This window comes from Bifidobacterium asteroides (assembly GCF_019469425.1).
Lineage (GTDB): Bacteria > Actinomycetota > Actinomycetes > Actinomycetales > Bifidobacteriaceae > Bombiscardovia > Bombiscardovia asteroides_I.
Genome location: NZ_CP048272.1, coordinates 95,229 through 114,818 on the forward strand (window position 1 = coordinate 95,229; position 19,590 = coordinate 114,818).

The following is a 19,590-nucleotide window of genomic DNA, read 5'->3' on the forward strand; positions in this document are numbered from 1 at the left end:
TGCCGGAAGCGGCTGTCCAAGGTTCATCTAAGACACTCCGGTGGCCATGGTCCGATGGCCACCGCCTAGCAGCCATGTTCTGTGGTCATAGTCCTGACGGCACAGTCTGATAGGTGCAGTTATGCTCATCCCATATTTGCTCTGCCCAGTTATAAGACTAACGATATGGCCCGGCGGCAGGGCTGCGACCGCCGGGCCATATCGTTAGTTGGTGGAGCTGACGGTGGTCACAGTGATGGGGGTGTTGTCGTCCACTCTGCTGCCGGCTCCGGGGCTGACTGCGGTCACCGTGTCCGTGTCCTTGCCGATGGAGGTGATCCTGTCGGCGCTGACGCCGCTGTTGGTCAGTTTCTGCCGGTAGCTGCCCAAGGTCTCGCCCTGGGAGAAGGGCGGGATGCGGATGGCTGTGGTCAGGGTGATGTTGTCCTTGGACTTGTCGAAGGAGGAACCTGATGTGGGGTCCTGGCCGGTGACCTCGGCGTTGTCGTTGTTGGGGCCGTTGACCGTAATATTGACCCCCTGTCCCAGGGTGCGCTTGGCCTCGCCCAGGGTCATGCCGACGTAGTTGCCCAGCTGCATGCCGTCGCTGACGGTGACCGTGATCATGGCTCCCTGCTGGATGGACGACCCGGCAGCCGGATCGGTGCTGATGACCATATCCTTGGCCACAGTGTTGGAGGCCTGCTCGCGGATGGTGATGTTGAAGTGCAGACTCTGCAGGATATTGGTCGCGTCGTCCTTGGTCTTGCCAGACAGATCGGGCACCTTGGTCATGCCCGAGGAGATGTAGATCAGGATGCTGGTTCCCTTGGCCACGCTCTGGCCTGCGGCGGGATCCGTGCGGGTCACATGGTCCTTGGGCACATCCTGGCTGTCTTCCACAGAGGCGGCGGGGGAGACCTTGAATCCGGCCTTCTCCAGGGCCCTGCGGGCCTCCTGCTGGGTCATGCCCTTGACGTCGGGGATGGCGGTGTCCTTGGGCCCGGAGGAGAACCAGACGGTCACTGTGGAGCCCTTGGGAGCCATGCTCCCGCCCTTGGGGCTCTGCTTGGTGAAAGTCCCCTTGGGCTCGGCCGAGTCGTTGTCTTCCTTCTCCTGGTAGCGGAAGCCTGCGGCGGTGATCTTCTCACGGGCAAGAATCCGCGACATTTGCGCGTTGATGGTGGGTACTTCAGCCATCGGATGACGGTTTCGGCTTAAGACATTCCATGCGCCCAGGCCGGCGAGCACCAGGACCAAAGCCGCCACAATGGAGCCGATGATGATTTTCTTGCGCCGTTTGGACTTCTGCTGGTCGGCCCTGGCGGCCGTGCGCTCAGCTGTGGCTACGCCGGTGGCAGCAGCCGGGTTGAGTGGGTCCTGGACGGGGTTGAAGGCCTGGGTGGCGGCCGTCTCCTCTTCAGTCAGCGGCATGGTGGCCGTTTCGGTCCCCTGCTCGGCATCCTTGCGGGCCTTGACGTTGGCCAGGTCGGTCAGCGGGTTGAAGGCGGCAGCCACCGGGGTCCCGCCATTCATGAAGGCCAGGATGTCGCTCTTGAAGGCAGATGCCGTGGCGTATCGGTTCTGGCGGTCCTTGGCCATGGCCTTGGCACAGATGGAATCCCACATCTTCGGCAGACCGGGCACGATGGTGCTGGGCGGGGTGGCCACCTCGGTGACGTGCTGGTAGGCGATGGCCACGGCCGAATCCCCGTTGAAGGGCGGTCGCCCGGTCAGCATCTCGTAAAGGACGCAGCCGGCCGAATAGAGGTCGGAGCGCATGTCCACACTCTCGCCGCGGGCCTGTTCGGGGCTCAGGTACTGAGCTGTGCCCACCACGCCCTGGGACTGGGTCATAGTGGCGGCAGAGTCGTCCATGGCCCGGGCGATGCCGAAGTCCATGACTTTGACGATGCCCTGCTCCGAGATCATGATGTTGCCGGGCTTGATGTCCCGGTGGATGACGCCCATATGGTGGGAGTAGTCCAGGGCACTCAGCACGCCTAGCATGACCTGCTCGCTGTCGCGCTGGCTCAGGGCGCCGTTCTCCTTGAGGATGGACCGCAGGGTCTGGCCCTTGACGTACTCCATGACAAGGTAGGGCACCCGCTCATGGTTGCCCTGGTCGTCGGTCAGTATCTCCTCGCCCGAGTCGTAGATGGAGACGATGTTGGGGTTGTTGAGCAGGGCGACCGAGTGGGCCTCCCGCCGGAAGCGCGATAGGAAGACCTCGTCGTTGGCCAGATCGGACCGCATGATCTTGACCGCGACAGTCCTTCCCAGACGCGTATCCACAGCCTTGTGGACCTCGGCCATGCCACCGCGTCCGATCAGCTGTCCCAGACGGTAGCGTCCGTCCGCTAGGGACGGCGGCAGTGTGATGCTCATAGGGTATCCCCTCCGTTCGTCGCTTCAAGGCCGCGCTGTGCGCTTCCTCCTCCATGGTGCCCCCAGAAGGGCCTGAAGATGTCTTTTGCCGCGTGCGGCCTGCTCATAATGCGTCGAGGCATGGGTGCGCGCGGGTCGATGACCTCAGTCTCGCCCAGCTGCTGGTCCAGCAGTCGCTGTTCGATCCTGGCCAGCGTGTGCGAGACCACCAGAGCATTCGCCGGACGGTCCCGCGGGTCCTTGGCCAGCATGGACATGACGAAGTTCATGAGTTGGTTGTCCACCGAGTCGGGCAGCGGCGGCACAGGGTCGTTGACGTGTGCTGCGGCGATGTCCACAGGGGTGGCGCCAGTGAAGGGTCGATGACCGCAGAGCCCCTCGTAGGCCACTATGCCCAGGGAGTAGATGTCGGACTGGGGGGTGGCCTGGAGGCCCTGGGCCTGCTCAGGCGAGATGTACTGGGCCGTGCCCACCACCATGCCGTCCTGGGTGATCTGCCCCTGGTTGGTGGAGTAGGAGACCCCGAAGTCGGTGATCTTGACCTCGCCGGTGTCGGAGACCATGATGTTGGCCGGCTTGACATCCCGGTGGATGACCCCATGGGAGTGGGCCACATAGAGCCCTCGGGCCGTCTGGATCAGGATGGGCAGCAGCTCGATGGGGTCCAGCGCGCCCCGGTCCCGGTAGATGTCTGCCAGGGATTGGCTGGGCACATATTCCATGATCAGGAATCCAATGCCGTCGTGCTCGTAGTACTCGAAGAGGGCGGCGATGTTGGGGTGGGCCAGGTTGGCGGAATTGTGCGCCTCGGCCCGCAGCCTCAGCAGCCTGGACTCCTCGTTGGTCAGGTCTCCGCGCAAGGCCTTGATGGCCACAACGCGGCCGAGTTCGATGTCATAGCCCTTCCAGACCTCGCCCATGCCCCCTTGGGCCAAGCGGCGGTCCAGACGGTACCGTCGATGGATGAGCTGTCCCTGCACCAGTTTCACTTGGCAGCCTCCTGCATGACGCGTTTCATGATCGGCCCGGCGACATCTATGCCATAGGAGGAGACTCCATGAACCACGACGGCTACGGCTACCTTGGGTTTGTCGGCCGGGGCGAATCCTATCATCCACCCGTCATTTGCCGTATTGTCCGCGCCGATCTGGGCCGTGCCAGACTTGGCGGCCACCTGCATGCCGGGGATGGCCAGACTGGGGTAGCTCTTGGTGGTCACTGCCTCCATCATGGTGGTCAGGGCCTTGGCGGTATCCGACGAGAAGGCCTGCGAGTAGACCGAAGGTGTCGTCTCGCTGATGACGCTCAGGTCGCTGGAGCGCACCCGGTCCACCAGGGTCGGCTGCATGAGCTTGCCGCCGTTGGCCACTGCGGCGGCAGTCAAGGCTGCCTGCAGGGGAGTGGACAAGGTGTCTCCCTGGCCGATGGAGGCCAGGGCGAGCCGGTCCTGGGACTGGTCCTCGGGGAATTTGGAGGCCACGGCCTTCATGGGCCGTCCTGTGGAGTTGGTCCCGTCCAGGGTGATGGTGGACCCGTAACCGAACTTGCGGGCCTGCTCGGCCAGCGTTTTATCCCCCAGGCTGACACCCAGCTGGGCGAAGGCGGTGTTGGAGGAGTATGCCAGTGCGTTCTCCATGCTGATCTTGCCGTTGACCCCGTTGCCCGTGGCTGTGGCGTTGGTCAGGTTGTAGTTGGTGCCGGGCAGGGTGTATGAGGCCCCGGCCGGCAGCTGGCTGTCGGGGTGGTACTGGCCGGACTCCAGGGCGGCTGCGGCCACGACCACCTTGAAGGTGGACCCGGGCGGATACAGCTGCGAGGTGGCCCGGTTGAGCATGGGATTGTCAGAACGGGAGGCCAACTTCTGGTAGGCCTGGGAGGCGTCGGCGCTGTCGTGGGCGGTCAGGTCGTCGGGGTTGTAGCTTGGTGTGCTGACCATGGTCAGCACACGGCCGGTGGAGGGTTCGATAGCCACCACCGATCCGGACAGGTTGCCCAGCATGTTGTAGGCGGCTTCTTGCATCTTGGGATTGATGGAGGTTTCGATGGAGGCACCCTTGTTCTGGGTTCCAGTGAAGAGGGATTTGAGTCGATCCATCCACAGACTGTCTGACTGGCCGCTCAGCAGACGGTCGCGCGAGGCCTCGATTCCCCGGTCTGCCGGGCTGGTGATGGAATAGTAGCCGGTGATAGGCGAGTAGGCGGCACCCTTGTGGTAGCGCCGCTGGTATTGGAAGGAGTCGTTGATGGGATCGGACTGGGCCATGACGGCGCCGTCCGAGGTCAGGATGGCCCCCCTGGGTGCTGCGTACTCATGGTAGAGGGCGCGCAGATTGCGGGGGTCCGAGTTAAGGCTCCCTGCCCTGATCACCATGATGACAGAGCTGGAAAGCCCCAGGATGACGAAGAGGACGATGACGGCGTTGAAGAGTTGACGCAGGGCTTTGTTCACTGTCCGCCTCCTCGCACCTGGCGGACGGGGACGCGGCCGGTGGCCGGCAGGTCGGTCTCCTCATCCTGATCGGTCGGCTCGTCCGGCTCGGCATGACGACCGTGGGCTTCTTGATCGTCGGAGTTCGAATCAGAGTCCGAGTCGTCCTGCCCGCTGCGCTTGCTGGTCTCCTGCTGGCGCAGGACGGCCAGGGCCTCGTACTTGAAGGTGTCCGAGCTGACCTCCGGCGCAGGCTTGTTGGCCGCGTTGGAAATGATGATCAGCAGGACAGCCAGGATGCAGTTGGCCACCAGACTGGAGCCGCCCGCCGCCATGTAGGGCATGGTCAGGCCAGTCAGGGGGATGACCAGAGTGATGCCGCCCACCACAGTGAAGACCTGGAAAGCCATGGTGAAGACCAGACCGGAGGCCAGGAGCTTGCCGAAGCCGTCCTTGATCTTCATAGCCGTGATCATGCCCGAAGCCACGATGACCAGGTAGAGGGCCAGAACCACCAGCAGGCCGCTCAGCCCCAGCTCTTCGCCCACCGATGTATAGATGAAGTCGGAGTTGGCCAGAGGGGTGATCCAAGGGCGTCCCTGGCCCAGGCCGGTGCCGGTCAGCCCGCCGGCAGCCAGGCCGAAAATGCCGCGTACCAGTTGGCCTGACCCGCCGAAGGTCTTGCCGAACTCAGCATCGCTGAAGGGGTGCAGCCAGGCATCCACGCGGGCGCCTACGTGGGCGAAGACCATGGAGGCGGCCACCGCCCCGATGACGAAGAAGACGGCGCCGATGGCGATCCAGCTGGTGCGGCCCGTGGCCACGTAGAGCATGGAGACGAACATGGCGAAGTACATCAGCGAGGTGCCCAGATCATGCTGGATGACCAGGACGGCCAGCGAAATAAGCCAGACGATGATGATGGGGCCCAGGTCCTTGATTCGGGGCATCCGCATGCCCAGGACCTTCTTGCCGCCCACAGCCAGCTGGTCTCGGTGGTCGAACAGATAGGCAGCAAAGAAGAAGGCCAGGAAGAGCTTGGCGAATTCGCCGGGTTGCAGGGTGTGCGACCCTACGCCGATCCAGATGCGGGCGCCGCCGATTTCGCGGCCGATGCCGGGCAGCATGGGCGACAGGAGCAGGACCAGGCCCACCACCATGCTCACATAGGAGAAGCGTCGCAGCAGTCTGTAGTCCCGAAGCAGCACCACCAGCAGCCCGCACAGGACCAGAGCCAGACACAGCCAGATAAGCTGGGTGAAGCCCACTCGTGTGGGCTGACCGATCCGGGCGTTGCGCAGATCCATGCGGATGATCAAAGTGATGCCTAGGGAGCTCAGGATGACGATGCTGGGCAGGATGGCCTGGCTGCCGTAAGGCTGGAAAATCTCCAACAGGACCCAGAGGGCGATGAAGAGGGCGGCAGTGACTGCCAGCAGGGCGGCGTAGTCCCCTGGGAAGCGGCCCGCAGCCCGGGCGAACATCTGGAAGAAGCCGATGAACCCCACAAGCAGGGAGAAGAGCAGAAGGCCTATGCGGCGCAGACGGGTGGTGATCATGACTACTGCCGCCTGCTCTGGTCGGTTTCCGACGGTGAGGGCGAGGTTGACGGGGAAGCCACTGTCTGGTCGGACTCGTCCTTGCCCTCCTTTGCGCGCTCGCGCTTGAGGTCGCCGGCCTCCTTGCGGATAAGACGGGCGTGCTCTTGGGCATCATCCATGCTGGAGACGGTGATGCCCTCTTCCAATTGGTCGCGCCAGGATTGGGGAAGCCCCTTGACGGCGATGTCCGTGGTCTGCACCGGGTGGGACAGCGAGAGGGCGAAGGCCTTGGTAGGCACGCCCTGGTAGATGACTACGCGGCCCTGGTCCGCGCCCAGGTAATACTGTTCCTGGCTCCAACGGTAGGCAGCCGCCGTGCCTCCGGCCAGTGCCAGGATTACCAGGGTGATGATGCCGGCCAGGATCAGCCGAATCTGCCGATGCCGCGAACGCTGGCGCTTGCGCTGCTCCAGATGCTCCTTGTGGATGGCGTTGGCCACATCTGGGTCGTAGGGGTCGGCTGAGTCCGAACCGTCCTTCTTGTGGACGACGGGGATCTCGCTGGTGTCGGGCACATGCCGTTCGCCGCTCTCCTCGCGGGCAGCCGAGGGCTGGGCGGTGCGGCCATCGTCCTCCTCGCCCTCCTGCTTGGCGGCATCCCGGTCCTGGGCCAGATCGGCGGCCCGCTTGGCGGGCGATTCCCGGGACTCGTCACGCAGGTGCGGTGCGGCCGCTACGGGCTCATCCAGAATGTCGGCCAGGGCCTCCAGGTTGGAGCTGGCTGCGCCGCCGACCAGAGGGGTCTGATGGGGCAGGTCGAAGGCATCGGCATCCAGGGCCAGAGTGGCATCGGCGATGACCACGGTCACGTTGTCAGTGCTGCCGGCCTTCAGGGCGAAGGTGACCAGCTGCTGGGCGCACTCCGCTTGGTCCGAGACGGAGGACAGCACCTCGGCGATGGTCGAGTCCTCCAAAACGCCGCAGAGACCGTCCGAGCAGATCATCCAGCGGTCTGCAGGCAGGGCCTTGGAGATGGAGATGTCCGGGCGAGGGTCGATGTCGAAGTCACCCAGGACCCGCATGACCACGTTGCGCTGAGGGTGGTTGCGGGCCTCAGCCGGGGAGATGCGGCCGGTGTCGATCAGATGCTGCACGTAGGAGTGGTCCTGGGTCATCCGGATCAGCTTGCCCTCCCGCAGGAGGTAACCCCGGGAGTCCCCGATATGGGCCAGCACCCAGGAGTCGTCGGCCAGAGCCAGGGCCGTGACCGTTGTACCCATTCCTGACAGGCGGTGTTCGCGCTTGGCCTTGCCCACGATGGCGTCATGAGCCGCGATGACCGAGGTCTCCATCATCCGGGCCAGGGACTGCACGTCCTGCTTCCGGTCGTCGCGTTCGATGTGGGCCAGGGATCGGATGGCTATGGTTGATGCCGTGTCCCCCCCTGCGTGGCCGCCCATGCCGTCGCACATGGCCACCAGGCGTTCGCCGGCGAACGCTGAATCCTGGTTGTTGCTGCGCACGTACCCTACGTCGGAAACCGCCGTGGAGTAGAGGAACAGCTTTTGGCTCGCTTCGTTCCTGGTCATGGGCGGCTACCTCAATTCGAAGGTGGTGGCTCCGATGCGCACGGGAACCTCCGCCGGTAGGATTGTCGGCGCCGTGATTTTCTGACCCGAGACGACGGTGCCATTGGTGGATCCCAGATCTTCGATGGCCCATCGGCCCGATGCGGGATCCTGGTAGACCCGCGCGTGATGACCAGAGACAAATTCGTCGTCCAGCACCAAGGTGTTCGAGGAGGAACGGCCCAGGGTGATGGGCCGTCCTGACAGTGGCGTGGAGGAGCCGGCCAGGGGTCCGTCGATGACCACGAGCAGGGAGGGCTCGTCCCTTGCGGGCTCTGTCTTGCTGACCGGGGCGATAGGCACGGATCTGGCGCTTGCCGGCAGCTTGCGCTGGGCTGCGCGTTCGCTGCGTCTACGGGAGTGCGAAGTTTTGGGGCTGAAAGTTTCGATGTCTTTGCGGAGTGAACGGATGGCCAGCCAGACGAATACCCATAGCAGAGCCAGGAACCCGTATTTGAGGATGGCGAATGTCAGTTCAGTCAGCATAATGATTCGACCTTACTTCAAGGCCTGGGCGACTTACGAATCCTGTTCCTGCGACGATGCCCAGTAGAGGATGCGGGTACGGCCGATGGTGATGGTATTGCCGTCCAGCAGGGTGGCTGCGGGAACCTGATGTCCCTCCACATAGGTGCCGTTGGTGGACCCCAGATCACGGGCTACCACGCCCTTGTCGGTGATCTCGATCTGCAGGTGTCGGCGGGAGATGCCTGCGTCGTCGATGACGATGTCGCAGGAGGATCCACGGCCGATGGTGGTGATGGGGGCGGTCAACAGGTACTGGCGGCCGTTGATCTCCAGAACCGGGCAGTCCTTGGACTCTTCGGGGGTGGTGACGGGTGCCGCGTTGCCCTGGACCGACTCGGCAGACAGGTGGAAGTCGCCCTTGTTCAGGTTGAGGTCCTCCTCGAAAATGACCACGACCGGGCCGACGAAAGCATAGTGCTGGCTTTCGGCATACTTGGTCAGGTTGTCTGCCAGTTCGTTGGCCAGAGCCTCCGAACCCCACTGCTCGATGCGGTCGAAGTCTGGAGTGGATAATCTGAATCGATACTCGTTGGGCGCCACAGTGCGGTCGCGACCGACGGGCATGGCCTGTGAGTCTATCTCACGCTCGAGGGCGCTCGACAGGTCGACGGGCTGTAGGTCCTTGGAGCCGAACTTCGAGAAGACACCGTTAACGGCGCCTTCCACGCTCTTCTCGAAACGATCGAGAACGCTCATAGTCATCCCTTTCCATATAACCCTTTCATAGTACGTGACACTGCTGGAAGGGGGTAATGGGCGGTCGGATGCTTGCAATTTCTTCAATGAACAGGTTCGAACGAACGCGATTTTCAAGCATGAATAAGGCCCGTGGCCACAATGGGCCAGGGGCCTTTGACCTTCGATCCTCATGGGTCAGGCCGAAGCCTGCCGACTCACAGAGTCAGCTTGCGACGCAGACCCAGGGTGATGCCGGCGCTCAGGCAGAGGCCAGCGGCAATGGCCAGAGGGGCCACAGCATCAGCGCCGGTCTTGGCCAGAGCGTTGTTGGTCTTGGCAGCCTTGACAGCCGGATCCTTGGCGGCGGCCTTGCCGGTTGCTTTGTCGGCGGTCTTGTCGGCGGTCTTGTCGCCGGCCTTGGCAGGTTCCTTGGAGCTGCCAGCCGGGTTGGTCTCAGCAGGCTGAGCAGGAACGGTCGCCTTGGTGTACTTGGCTACGAAAGTGGCATCTTCAGAGAAGACGGCTTCGGGATTGAACGCTGCGTTGCTGTCAGCGTTAAACCATCCTTCGAAAGTGTAGCCGGGGTAGTTGGCCGGGGCGCCCGGCTGTACCGCCAGCTTGTGGCCCTCGCCAGTGTACAGCGTCTGCGTAGCAGGTTCGTGGTCGAGGTTGGTCGGGTCCTGAGCGATGAAAGTGATTGCATTGGCTTGGTCCCATTTTGCGAAGACAGTGGTGTCCGCCGTAAAGGGCTTCGTGAAGTCGACTGTGTCAGGACTCATCGGTATATAGGTCCAGCCGACGAGAGTCCAAGGCTTGTCGGGCGACTGCGAATCCTGCATGGAATCAGGTACTGGTATGTTAGTGGGGATCTTGCTTTTATCCAGTATGCCCTGATCGTTGGTCTCTACACGAATCTTGTGAGCGCTTTCTGCGTTCTCTGGATCGCCGACGAAGGTGATCTGGTAGGGGGCGGACTTGGCCTCGGCCCCCTTGTTGCCCTCCACAGCCTGGGCCACGGTAGGCAGCAATGCCAGGCCGCCGGCCAGGGTGGCGCCGGCAGCGAGCACCGCGCATGCGCGTTTAAAACGAACCATCATGTTCATTGGTTACCTCTATTTTCTCTATTGTGGATTGCTCCCCATGTGCAGTCATGGTGTCCTACCTTGACACCCCTATCCCCTGGGAAGCAGGGATTATCGGCCAGTCATTGGCGATAAAGCGATATTATTTTATCGCAGGGAGTGGCCATCGGCTGGTCGTAGTCCGGCGGTACGCCTTATCCGTGATACAAATTTCCCATGTAGAACGATTGACGTCTGCTGCTGGCCAAGGTGGCGCATTGCGGTTGGGGCTGATCGAATTCCCCTTTGGCACCTAGGCGCTTATCATCGTGGCAGACGCAAGATCATGGTGATCATGTCAGAGATATTCGAGGAGCGAGCATGACCGAAGAGGTGGATCGGGCAATGGAGGCATATCCGCGGGTCAAGGCCCGGACCCTGCGGTTCACCTTGGGCGCGCCACGGTCGGTCTCGGCGGTGGGGGATGGCTCACGTGCCGTCTTTCTGCGCTCCGACGGGCCTGAGGATCTGGTGACCGGGCTCTGGCTGTCTGTCTTTGATCAGGAGGGCCGTCATCATGAGGTGCTCCTGGCCGACCCCAGGGCTCTGCTGGAGGATGCAGACATGGAACATGTGCCGGCTGCCGAGCTGGCTCGGAGGGAGCGTTCGCGAGAAGGCGGCGAGGGCATTGTCGACTACAGCGTGGATGCTGCCGGGGATCGGGTGGTCTTTGCCCTTGGTGACCGACTCTGGCTCTCGTTGATCGCCCCAGATGGTCTCACTGCCTCCACGCGGGCCCTGAGCTTGGAACACAGCGATTTGGCTGTGCTCAATCCAGTCATCAGCCCGGACGGCACCATGGTGGCCTATACGACTGGTGACCAGCTGATGGTGGTCGCCATCGGTCAGGATGCCGGACAGGACCGTGAACGGGCTGTCCTAGCCCTGCGTCCCGGCACCGATGACCGGATGCTGTTGGGGCTGGCCGAGTTCGTGGCTGGCGAGGAGATGGATCGCTATCAGGGGTTCTGGTGGTCGCCGGACTCCCGAGCCTTGCTGGTCGAGCACACGGATTCCTCCGACGAGCCGATCTGGTACATCAGCGATCCGGCCAATCCCCAGGTCGGGCCGCGCGCCCGGCGGTATCCCCAGGCTCTGACGTCCAATGCCCGTGTCGGGCTGAGCCTGGTCCTCCTGGGTCAGGACGATGCCCATCCCTGGGTGGGCGAGGTGGACTGGGATCATCAGGCCTTTGAATACCTGGCTGTGGTCCGCTGGCAAGAAGGGCATCGGCCGCTGCTGCTGGTTCAGAACCGTCGGCAGACCGAGGACAGGATCCTGGAGGTACAGGTGCCGGATGATCGCCAGGGTTTGGATCGGAGACAGGACATGACCTTTCTTGATTCCGATGCAGCGCCCAAGGTGGCTACCAGGGTGATGCAGGAGCATGGCAATGACCAGTGGATCGACCTGGTGCCCGGGTTGCCGACCTATCGGCCCCAGGGCGGGCTGGTGGACGCCTTCATTGACGTAGAAGCCGACACCACGAGGCTGCGCTTGGATGGAAGGGTATTCTCCCCGGCTGGCTGCCAGATTCGGCGGGTGCTGTCTGTGGAGGATCGCGATGTGTTGGCGGTGGTTTCCACTGATCCCCGCAGCTTCGACCTGATGCGCCTGAGCTATGACGGTTCGATCCATGTGCTCAACCGGCTGCCCGGAGTGTGGTCCGCCTCTCGGGCCGGTCATGGCATCGTGGTCAGCGGCCGGACTATGGCCTCGGCGCATGGGCAGGTGCGCCACTGCTATCTGGGTGCTGATGGAGATCTGGACCGCCTGGGGGCCGAAGGGCTGGGCCTGGTGAGCAAAGCCCGCTCTGACGGCAGCGTAAGATCCGCTGGTGGCTCCAGTGCCTCAGGCCGGGTTGGCGGTCGGCAGGAGCACCATGATCGTCCTGATCGCCGGGCCATGGATGCCGGCCATATCAATAGCCAGGGGGCCATGTGCGCCGTCCTGGCCGATGTCAGCAGTGATCCCGGATTCATCCCCAACGTGGACTTCGTACGCATGGGCCAGCGCGAGCTGTTCGCAGCCATCGTCAGGCCGTCTGAATCCAGTCCCTACGCCAGCGCCGACAGCCTGCCCGTCCTGCTCAAGCCTTACGGCGGTCCAGGCGCCCAGCAGGTGGTCTTCAACCAGTCCTACTACTGGGAGTCCCAGTGGTGGGCGGATCAAGGCTTCCTGGTTCTGACCGTCGATGGCCGGGGTACGCCGGGTCGTGGGCCTGCCTGGGATCGGGCCATCTTCGAGGATATGGCCCAGGTGACTTTGGATGACCAGCTTGAGGCTTTGAAGGCTCTGCCTGATTTCGCTCCCGAGGCCGACCTGGGGCATGTGGCCATGATCGGCTGGTCCTATGGCGGCTTCCTGTCGGCCCTATCGGTTCTGCGGGCTCCCGACCGGATCCATGCAGCCTGTGCAGGTGCCCCGCCCACGGACTGGACTCTTTACGACACCCATTACACCGAGCGCTATCTGGGGATGGACCCGGCCGTTTACCGCCGCAACGGCATTATCGACGATGCGCCTTCGCTGCGCCGCCCGCTGATGCTGATACACGGGTTCGCGGATGACAACGTCTCCGTGGCCAACACCCTGAGGCTCTCCAGTGCTCTCATGGCGGCCGGTCGCCCTCATACGGTGCTGCCGCTGACCGGCATCACCCACATGACCAACGACGAGACTGTGGCCGAAAACCTGCTTATTGTGCAGCGGGACTTCCTACAGGAGGCCCTCATGAACAAGACGGACTGACGGAAAGGCTGCTTGGGCTAACGCTCTGCTGGCGGTTGCTTCCGCTAGATTGGAGTTGTGCATATCCAACGAAAGCCTGACCAGGATCCAGGTCCCGAACGCGGATTCCGGCTTCCTCGTAGCTGGGGTCTGGCGGTCTCGGTGCTCTGCCTAGGTCTATTGGTCGGGCTTTCCTCGGGCCTGCTGGCAAGGTTCTTTGAGCTGTCTCAGGTCGGCCTGCTGGGTTTCGCTGAGACCCCAGGGGCTCCCACGGCTGAGGTGGTTCCGCCGATTAGAAGGCTGGCCTCGGTGACCTTGGCCGGGCTGATGGCCGGTCTGGTCTGGGCCTGGCTGCGGACGAGGACCAGGCTGGTTCCCTCGGTCGATCAGGCCGTTAAGGGTGCATCCATGCCCCCGGGCCGGACCGTGGTTCATGTGCTTACCCAGATCTTCTTTGTGGCTGCTGGCGGCTCCATAGGCAGGGAAGTGGCCCCTCGCGAGGCGGGGGCTCTTCTGGGCGGTCTCTGGACCAGGCTGGGACGACGGCTGGGGCTGCGTGATCAGGACGGTCCGCTGCTTGTGGCTTCGGCGGCAGGTGCAGGGTTCGCCGGCATTTACATTGCGCCTCTGACTGGGGCCTTCTTCGGCATCGAGGTGCTGCTGCGGCGGGTGGATACCGAAGTGGTGACGGTCAATCTGGCTATGTCGGCCTTGGCTACCCTGGTCGGCGGATCTATCAAGGGTTTCACCCCTTACTATAAGGTCGGCTCCGATCCCTTCCGGCCATGGCTTATGGCAGTGGTCCTCTTGATCGGACCAGTCATGGGGCTGCTGGGGGCCGGATTCCGCTGGATGACATCCTGGGCAGAGTCCCATAGAACTACTGGCCCTGCCGCCATCTGGCAGCTGACGGGGGTAGCTCTGTTGACCGGGCTGGTCGCTCTGGCTGTCCCCCAGGTCATGGGCAACGGCCGGGCTCTGGCCCAGATGGGCATGGATCAGCTGCTGTCCGTCGGGTTCTCAGGGCTCCAGCTGGCTCGGTCACTTGCCCTCTTGGCCCTCTTTGCGCTGGCCAAGGCTCTGCTGACCACAGCAACCATCCGTGCTGGGGCTTTCGGCGGCACTCTGACGCCATCCATAGCCCTGGGATCCGCCATGGGCGCTGTTTTGGGCCTGCCGCTGGCTTGCCTTGTGCCCGGCCTGCCGGTCTGGCAGTGTGCCGTGATCGGCGCCGCCTCCCTGCTGGCCGCCTCCCAGCAGGCTCCGCTCATGGCCATGGCCATGCTCATGGAGGTCTGCCGCCTGCCGGTCATGGCCTTCATGCCCATGGGCCTGGCTGTGGCCCTGTCGATGGCGGTCTCGCGTCTGTTCGTGGCCAAGGCATAAACCGTCGTCAGAAGCCCTTGCTGCTCTGACGGTCCGGCCTTGCATAGGCATTCACAATCAGCTGACTGGTCTGGGCCGGTAAGGAAGGGTGGCTATACTCAGGCCGGACGTAGGTCCCGGGAGGATGCAGCCGATCCGAGTGGAGTAGGCCAGTGCTGTGATCCCCTGGACAGACAAGAAGGAGGTTCCTGGCGGTGAAGACCGTGTTGGCCATCTTCAGGCGAGATCTCTGGCGGATACTGCGCAACCCCGTGGCCCTGGTGGTGACCATCGGCGTGGCCGTGCTCCCGTCCCTCTATGCCTGGTTCAATATCATGGCCCTCTGGGACCCCTATAGCAATGTCAGGAACCTTCCCGTGGCCGTCGTCAGCATAGATCGGGGAGCGCAATCGGCAGAGACGGGCAGGATCAACGCCGGCAGATCGGTCATCCAGGAGCTGCGCGGCAATAAAAGCCTGGGCTGGAAGTTCATGGACGATGACGAAAGGGCCATCGAAGAGGTCCACTCGGGCCAGTGCTACGCGGCCATCATCATTCCTGAACGGTTCAGCGCCGACCTGGTCGGCATCGTCGAGGGGGCCGGGAACAGGCCCGCTCTGAACTATTACGTCAATGAGAAGAAAAACGCCATCGCTCCCAAGGTGACCGACACCGGCGCCTCCACCATCGACCAGGAGATCAACGCGGTCTTCGTCTCGGCCGTCAGCGACGCCTTGGCCGGGAAGGTCCTGCAGACCGTCGGCGATGCCCAGGGCGCGGCCGAGCAGAGCCGCAGCCAGATGGTGGGCGACCTGGGGGAAATTATCGACCAGCTGGATCGGACGGACGGCCAGCTTGACCGGATCGGTTCCACCATGGGCCAGGCCCGGCAGACCGTGGCCGGCTCCAGAAGCGACATCAAGGACCTGCAGAGTCAGATATCGGCCACCCAGGCCACTCTGAACAGAGCTCAGAGCAACATGGCCAAGACCCGCGACGACAGTCTTCGGTTCTCTTCTGCCCTGAACCAGGCCCTGGCGGACGGGTCAGTGCGGCTGTCCAGCGCGGTCACGGATGTGAATACAGTGGCAGGCGGGATCACCGCCGACCTGAACGCCACCCAGGACAAGGTGGACCGGGTCAATTCCGGCTTGGGCCAGCTGGTCGATGCCAATGGGAAGGCTGTGGACCGGCTCCAGTCGGGTCTAGACCAGTCCGGGCTACATTCTGGGGATCCGGCCTATGAGAGCATCCAGCGGCAGATTGACGATCTGAAAAAGACCAACCAGAAGCAGAAGTCATCCCTTGATGCCTTCAAGAAGAACTCCTCGACGGCTCTGGACTCGGGCAGGCGGGCCGCATCAGACCTGAGCTCGGCCATGACCGACACCGGCGGCACAGGCATCAAGGCTCTGGCTGCGGCCAGCCAGAGCCTGGCTGGGACCACCATGCCCAACCTCCTTACCGGGCTGGATGCCCTCAATGCATCCAACGGCTCTCTCCAAGGTGCCCTGAGCAACCTGGCCACCACGGCCGTCCAAACCGATGCCCTGCTGGATCAACTGGATTCCACCATCGGTCAGGCCCAGTCGACCCTGTCCACCACCAGGGCCTCCCTGGCCTCGGTCAGGTCCGACCTGGAGGGGGTTCGGACCGATGTGGCAGCCCTTGGGTCCTCGGCTGCTTGGAACCGGATGACCCAGACCCTGGGGTTGAGCCCGGAATCCTTCGGAAAGGCTATGGCCTCGCCGGTGGAGCTGGCCTCGCACACGGTCTATCCGGTCAGCAACTACGGGTCATCCGTGGCGCCCTTCTATACCAATCTGGCTCTCTGGGTGGGTGGGTTCATCCTGATAGCCATCTACAAGCTGGAGGTCGACAAGGAGGGCATCCGCAAATGCACCGCCACCCAGGCTTACCTGGGTCGTTGGCTTCTGCTGGTCTTCGTCGGCTTCTTCCAGGCGCTGATCGCTACAGTGGGCGACCTGATGCTGGGCATCCAGTGCCGCCAACCCGCCCTGTTCGTCCTGGCCGGGGTCTTTGCCTCCTTCGTCTACATCAATATCATCTATGCCCTGGCCGCCTCTTTCAGGCACATCGGCAAGGCCTTGGCTGTGGTTCTGGTCATCCTGCAGATACCTGGGTCCTCGGGCATGTACCCGATTGAGATGATGCCCGACTTCTTCCGCAATCTGAACCCGTGGCTGCCCTTCACCTACGGAATCAACGCCATGCGTGAGACCATCGGCGGCATGTACGGCAACCACTATTGGCAGGACATGCTCCACATCTTCTGGTACCTGCCGGTGGCCCTCCTGATCGGACTGATGGTGCGGCGGTACCTGCTCAACCTGAATGCCCTCTTCGACCGGCGGCTTGGTGCCACTGACCTGATGCTGACCGAGCAGAACCATTCAGCCGACCGCCGTCTGAGCCTGGGCAGCCTGGCCCGCTCCATCCTGGGCGAGGGCGACTACCGCGCCGTCATAAGGCGGCGGGCGCATCGCTTCCTGGCCCTCTATCCAACGCTGATCCGGGGTGGTCTGGTCCTGGTTCTGCTGCCAGTGCTCTTCCTCATCCTGTTGTTCAGCACCGAAGCCAAGATCGTCATGCTGATCGCCTGCATCGCTTCCATCGTCCTGATAGACGCCTACCTGATCATCGTCGAGTACATCTGCGACAGCTATGTTCGGCAGCTGGGCCTGACCGAGCGTCCCGGCATGGACTTCCTCACCCTGATTCGCCCGCGTCGGCAGGGTCCCTCGGCCATGACCAGGCTGACCACGGCCGTGCGCGAATCAGTCATGAGCCGCGATGAGGAGGACGCTCCCGAGGATGGTGATCGCCGATGAGGAACATCTGGAGGATCCTGCGCAAGGACCTGGCCGATGCCACCAGCAACGTCATCGCCATCATCGTCCTGATGGGCCTGATTATTGTCCCGGCCCTCTATGCCTGGTTCAACATCGCCGCCAGCTGGGACCCCTACAAGAACACCAAGGCCATCAAGGTGGCCGTGGCCAACACCGACAAGGGGTACAAATCCGACCTGATTCCGGTCAGGATCAACGTGGGGGAGACGGTCACCAGCACCTTGCGGGCAAACGACCAGCTGGATTGGAGGTTCGTCAACCGCGACCAGGCCCTGGAGGGGGTGCGCTCAGGCGAGTACTATGCTGCCATCGTCATTCCCAAGGATTTCAGCGCGGACATGATGACCCTCTTCTCGCAGGACGTGAAGCATGCCAGCCTTGAGTACTACCTGAACGAAAAGAAAAACGCCATCGCCCCCCATGTCACTGAGCAGGGGGCCGACACCGTGGCCACAACCATCGACAAGACCTTCGTCAAGACCGTGGGCCAGGTGGGGATCGACCTGGCCAGCCAGGTTTTCACTTACTCCCAGAGCCCCCAGGTCCAGGATTATCTGGCCAGGGCGACCGGCCACATCGATCAGATGTCACAGCGGCTGACCACTGCCTCCAGTCAGGTGAATGCCTATGCGGGCCTTCTGGATTCCTCCGGAAAGATGATCGACGCCACCGGCAGGATTCTGGGTCGGTCTGACTCCGCCATGGCCGATGCCAGGAAGGCCCTGAACCAGGGAACCAAGGGGTCCAAGGATCTGGGCAAGTCCCTCTCCGGGTCGGCCCAGGCGGTCGACGTTGCCCTTGACCAGGCCTCTGGTGCCTATGACACCATCGGCTCTAAGATCGATGACGCTTTCGACAAGGTGGGCCAGCAGAGCGATGCTGTCAGCAGCCAGCTGAACTATCTGAGCGAGCGGATCAGAGACTCGGCGGCCGACTACGACGGGATGATCGCCAGCCTGGAGGATCTGCGCAGCACTGTGGAATCCGATGCCAATCTGACAGCTGACCAGCGCCAGGCCCTGCTGACCGCCATCGATCAGGCCCAGGCCGGAATGCGCGCAGCCCAGGCGGCCCAACGTGACCTGGCCGACCAGATCAGCCAGGCTTCCCAGGCAGCCAAGGAGGGTAAGGACAAGCTGGGCGGTCAGCGTCAGGATCTGAAGAACAGGATCGCTCAGGCCCGTGCCTCGGTGGATCAGGTCCGCACCCAGTACCGCAATGACCTGAAGCCTGGCCTGGACGACTTGGCTTCATCCATGGACACCGTGGTCACCTCGACCGATCGGCTGCTGACGGGTCTGGATGGAACCGTCAAGGGCGCCTCTGGGCTGACGAGCCCTATGACCAGGGATATCAGCCAGGCCAAGGACCAGCTGGGTGAGATCTCCCAGCGCCTGGAGCAGGCCTCCAAGCGGCTGGCTGACCTAGGGGGGCATCTGACCCAGGCTTCGCAGGGCAAAGATACGCAGGAGGTCAAGACTCTGCTGAGCGGGGATTCCGAAACCATGGCCGCCCTTCTGTCCTCACCGGTAGGCATCCATCGGCATGCGGTCTTCCCAGTCATGAACTACGGGTCGGCTATGACCCCCTTCTACACCATCCTCTCCATTTGGGTGGGTGCCACCATTCTGGCGGCCATGATGAAAGTGGCTCTGTCAGACAAGAAGAAAGCCTCCGTCCTGCACCTGGACTCCCTGCAGGATGCATGGAAGAGGGCCGATGACCTGGATGAGGATTCCGAAGGCCGCCGCTCCTGGGGAGACTTCCGCCCCGAGTCGCCAGGCAACGCCCGCCGCTTCGGCCTTCAGCTCTACCAGGAGTACTTCGGCAGATTCGCGGTCTTCGCCCTGATGGCCATCCTCCAGGGCTGCCTGATCGCTCTAGGAGACCTCTTCTACCTGAAGGTCCAGTGCGTCCATCCGCTGATGTTCGTGCTGGTGGCGGTCTTCGCCTCATTCGTCTTCATGAATCTGATCTATACCCTGGTCGTCTCCTTCGGGGACATCGGCAAGGCTATTGCCGTTATCCTCCTAGTCATGCAGGTGGCTGGCTCGGGCGGCACCTTCCCCATGGAGACCCTGCCTGGCTTCTTCCAGGGGGTTTATCCCTTCCTGCCCTTCGTCCATGCTATAGGAGCCATGCAGTCGGCCGTTGCCGGAGCCTACGGCATGGAGTTCTGGCGGGAGATGGCCACCCTGGCCCTCTTCCTGGTGCCCTCGTTGCTGCTGGGGCTGGTCCTGCGCAAGCCCGTCATCCGCTTCAATGACTGGATCGTCAGAAACCTTGAGAGCACCCGGCTCATGTAGGGCGAGTCCGGCAGAAGGTGGTATA

At 63.0% G+C, this 19,590-nt stretch carries 12 protein-coding genes; 4 read left to right on the forward strand and 8 right to left on the reverse strand.

Translation table 11 applies throughout. The features are described 5' to 3' along the window. Nucleotides 1-204: 204 nt before the first annotated feature. The 8 genes from pknB to GYM67_RS00375 all read right to left on the reverse strand — a co-directional run bounded on the left by pknB (nucleotide 205) and on the right by GYM67_RS00375 (nucleotide 10,267). Nucleotides 205-2,367 carry a Stk1 family PASTA domain-containing Ser/Thr kinase gene (pknB, locus tag GYM67_RS00340; RefSeq protein ID WP_220236621.1) on the reverse strand — a complete coding sequence of 721 codons (2,163 nt, stop codon included), beginning with the start codon at nucleotides 2,365-2,367 and terminating at the stop codon, nucleotides 205-207. Further along, nucleotides 2,364-3,356, reverse strand: a complete 993-nt coding sequence (locus tag GYM67_RS00345) for a serine/threonine-protein kinase (RefSeq protein ID WP_220236622.1) — start codon at nucleotides 3,354-3,356, stop codon at nucleotides 2,364-2,366. Before GYM67_RS00345 ends, pknB begins: the two co-directional genes overlap by 4 nt. Next, complete coding sequence (locus tag GYM67_RS00350) at nucleotides 3,353-4,816, reverse strand: peptidoglycan D,D-transpeptidase FtsI family protein (protein ID WP_220236623.1); 1,464 nt, start codon at nucleotides 4,814-4,816, stop codon at nucleotides 3,353-3,355. Before GYM67_RS00350 ends, GYM67_RS00345 begins: the two co-directional genes overlap by 4 nt. Next, the gene (locus GYM67_RS00355) at nucleotides 4,813-6,354 is read right to left on the reverse strand and encodes an FtsW/RodA/SpoVE family cell cycle protein (protein WP_220236624.1); all 1,542 of its coding nucleotides are present in this window, start codon (nucleotides 6,352-6,354) and stop codon (nucleotides 4,813-4,815) included. The genes GYM67_RS00350 and GYM67_RS00355 overlap by 4 nt, the downstream gene beginning before the upstream one ends. Before the next feature lie 2 nt (nucleotides 6,355-6,356). After that, complete coding sequence (locus GYM67_RS00360; protein ID WP_220236625.1) at nucleotides 6,357-7,925, reverse strand: PP2C family protein-serine/threonine phosphatase; 1,569 nt, start codon at nucleotides 7,923-7,925, stop codon at nucleotides 6,357-6,359. 6 nt (nucleotides 7,926-7,931) lie between these two features. After that, the gene (locus GYM67_RS00365) at nucleotides 7,932-8,447 is read right to left on the reverse strand and encodes an FHA domain-containing protein FhaB/FipA (protein WP_396020000.1); all 516 of its coding nucleotides are present in this window, start codon (nucleotides 8,445-8,447) and stop codon (nucleotides 7,932-7,934) included. Between the two features lie 36 nt (nucleotides 8,448-8,483). Beyond that, nucleotides 8,484-9,188, reverse strand: coding sequence for an FhaA domain-containing protein (locus GYM67_RS00370; RefSeq protein WP_015021121.1), 705 nt, complete (start codon nucleotides 9,186-9,188; stop codon nucleotides 8,484-8,486). 197 nt (nucleotides 9,189-9,385) lie between these two features. Beyond that, entirely contained in the window at nucleotides 9,386-10,267 is an 882-nt protein-coding gene (locus GYM67_RS00375; protein ID WP_220236627.1) for an LPXTG cell wall anchor domain-containing protein, read from the reverse strand. A 345-nt stretch (nucleotides 10,268-10,612) separates the two neighbouring features. On the opposite strand from GYM67_RS00375, the gene GYM67_RS00380 reads away from it, so the two are divergent. From GYM67_RS00380 to GYM67_RS00395, 4 genes are all read left to right on the forward strand, one after another. Next, nucleotides 10,613-13,042, forward strand: a complete 2,430-nt coding sequence (locus GYM67_RS00380; RefSeq protein WP_220236628.1) for a S9 family peptidase — start codon at nucleotides 10,613-10,615, stop codon at nucleotides 13,040-13,042. Nucleotides 13,043-13,099: 57 nt separating this feature from the next. Then, nucleotides 13,100-14,407 carry a chloride channel protein gene (locus tag GYM67_RS00385; protein WP_220236629.1) on the forward strand — a complete coding sequence of 436 codons (1,308 nt, stop codon included), beginning with the start codon at nucleotides 13,100-13,102 and terminating at the stop codon, nucleotides 14,405-14,407. Nucleotides 14,408-14,601: 194 nt separating this feature from the next. Beyond that, nucleotides 14,602-17,238: a YhgE/Pip domain-containing protein gene (locus GYM67_RS00390; protein WP_220236630.1), complete on the forward strand. Its 2,637-nt coding sequence runs from the start codon at nucleotides 14,602-14,604 to the stop codon at nucleotides 17,236-17,238. Beyond that, nucleotides 17,235-19,565 (forward strand): YhgE/Pip domain-containing protein, encoded by a 2,331-nt coding sequence (locus GYM67_RS00395; RefSeq protein ID WP_220236631.1) that lies wholly within the window; start codon nucleotides 17,235-17,237, stop codon nucleotides 19,563-19,565. The genes GYM67_RS00390 and GYM67_RS00395 overlap by 4 nt, the downstream gene beginning before the upstream one ends. Nucleotides 19,566-19,590 lie beyond the last annotated feature (25 nt).

Bases quoted from the DNA above. Each gene is read 5' to 3' on its own strand.
- GYM67_RS00355 (WP_220236624.1), bottom strand. From the start codon at position 6,354: ATGATCACCACCCGTCTGCGCCGCATAGGCCTTCTGCTCTTCTCCCTG.
- GYM67_RS00375 (WP_220236627.1), bottom strand. From the start codon at position 10,267: ATGATGGTTCGTTTTAAACGCGCATGCGCGGTGCTCGCTGCCGGCGCC.
- GYM67_RS00380 (WP_220236628.1), top strand. From the start codon at position 10,613: ATGACCGAAGAGGTGGATCGGGCAATGGAGGCATATCCGCGGGTCAAG.
- GYM67_RS00360 (WP_220236625.1), bottom strand. From the start codon at position 7,925: ATGACCAGGAACGAAGCGAGCCAAAAGCTGTTCCTCTACTCCACGGCG.
- GYM67_RS00395 (WP_220236631.1), top strand. From the start codon at position 17,235: ATGAGGAACATCTGGAGGATCCTGCGCAAGGACCTGGCCGATGCCACC.
- GYM67_RS00370 (WP_015021121.1), bottom strand. From the start codon at position 9,188: ATGAGCGTTCTCGATCGTTTCGAGAAGAGCGTGGAAGGCGCCGTTAAC.
- pknB (WP_220236621.1), bottom strand. From the start codon at position 2,367: ATGAGCATCACACTGCCGCCGTCCCTAGCGGACGGACGCTACCGTCTG.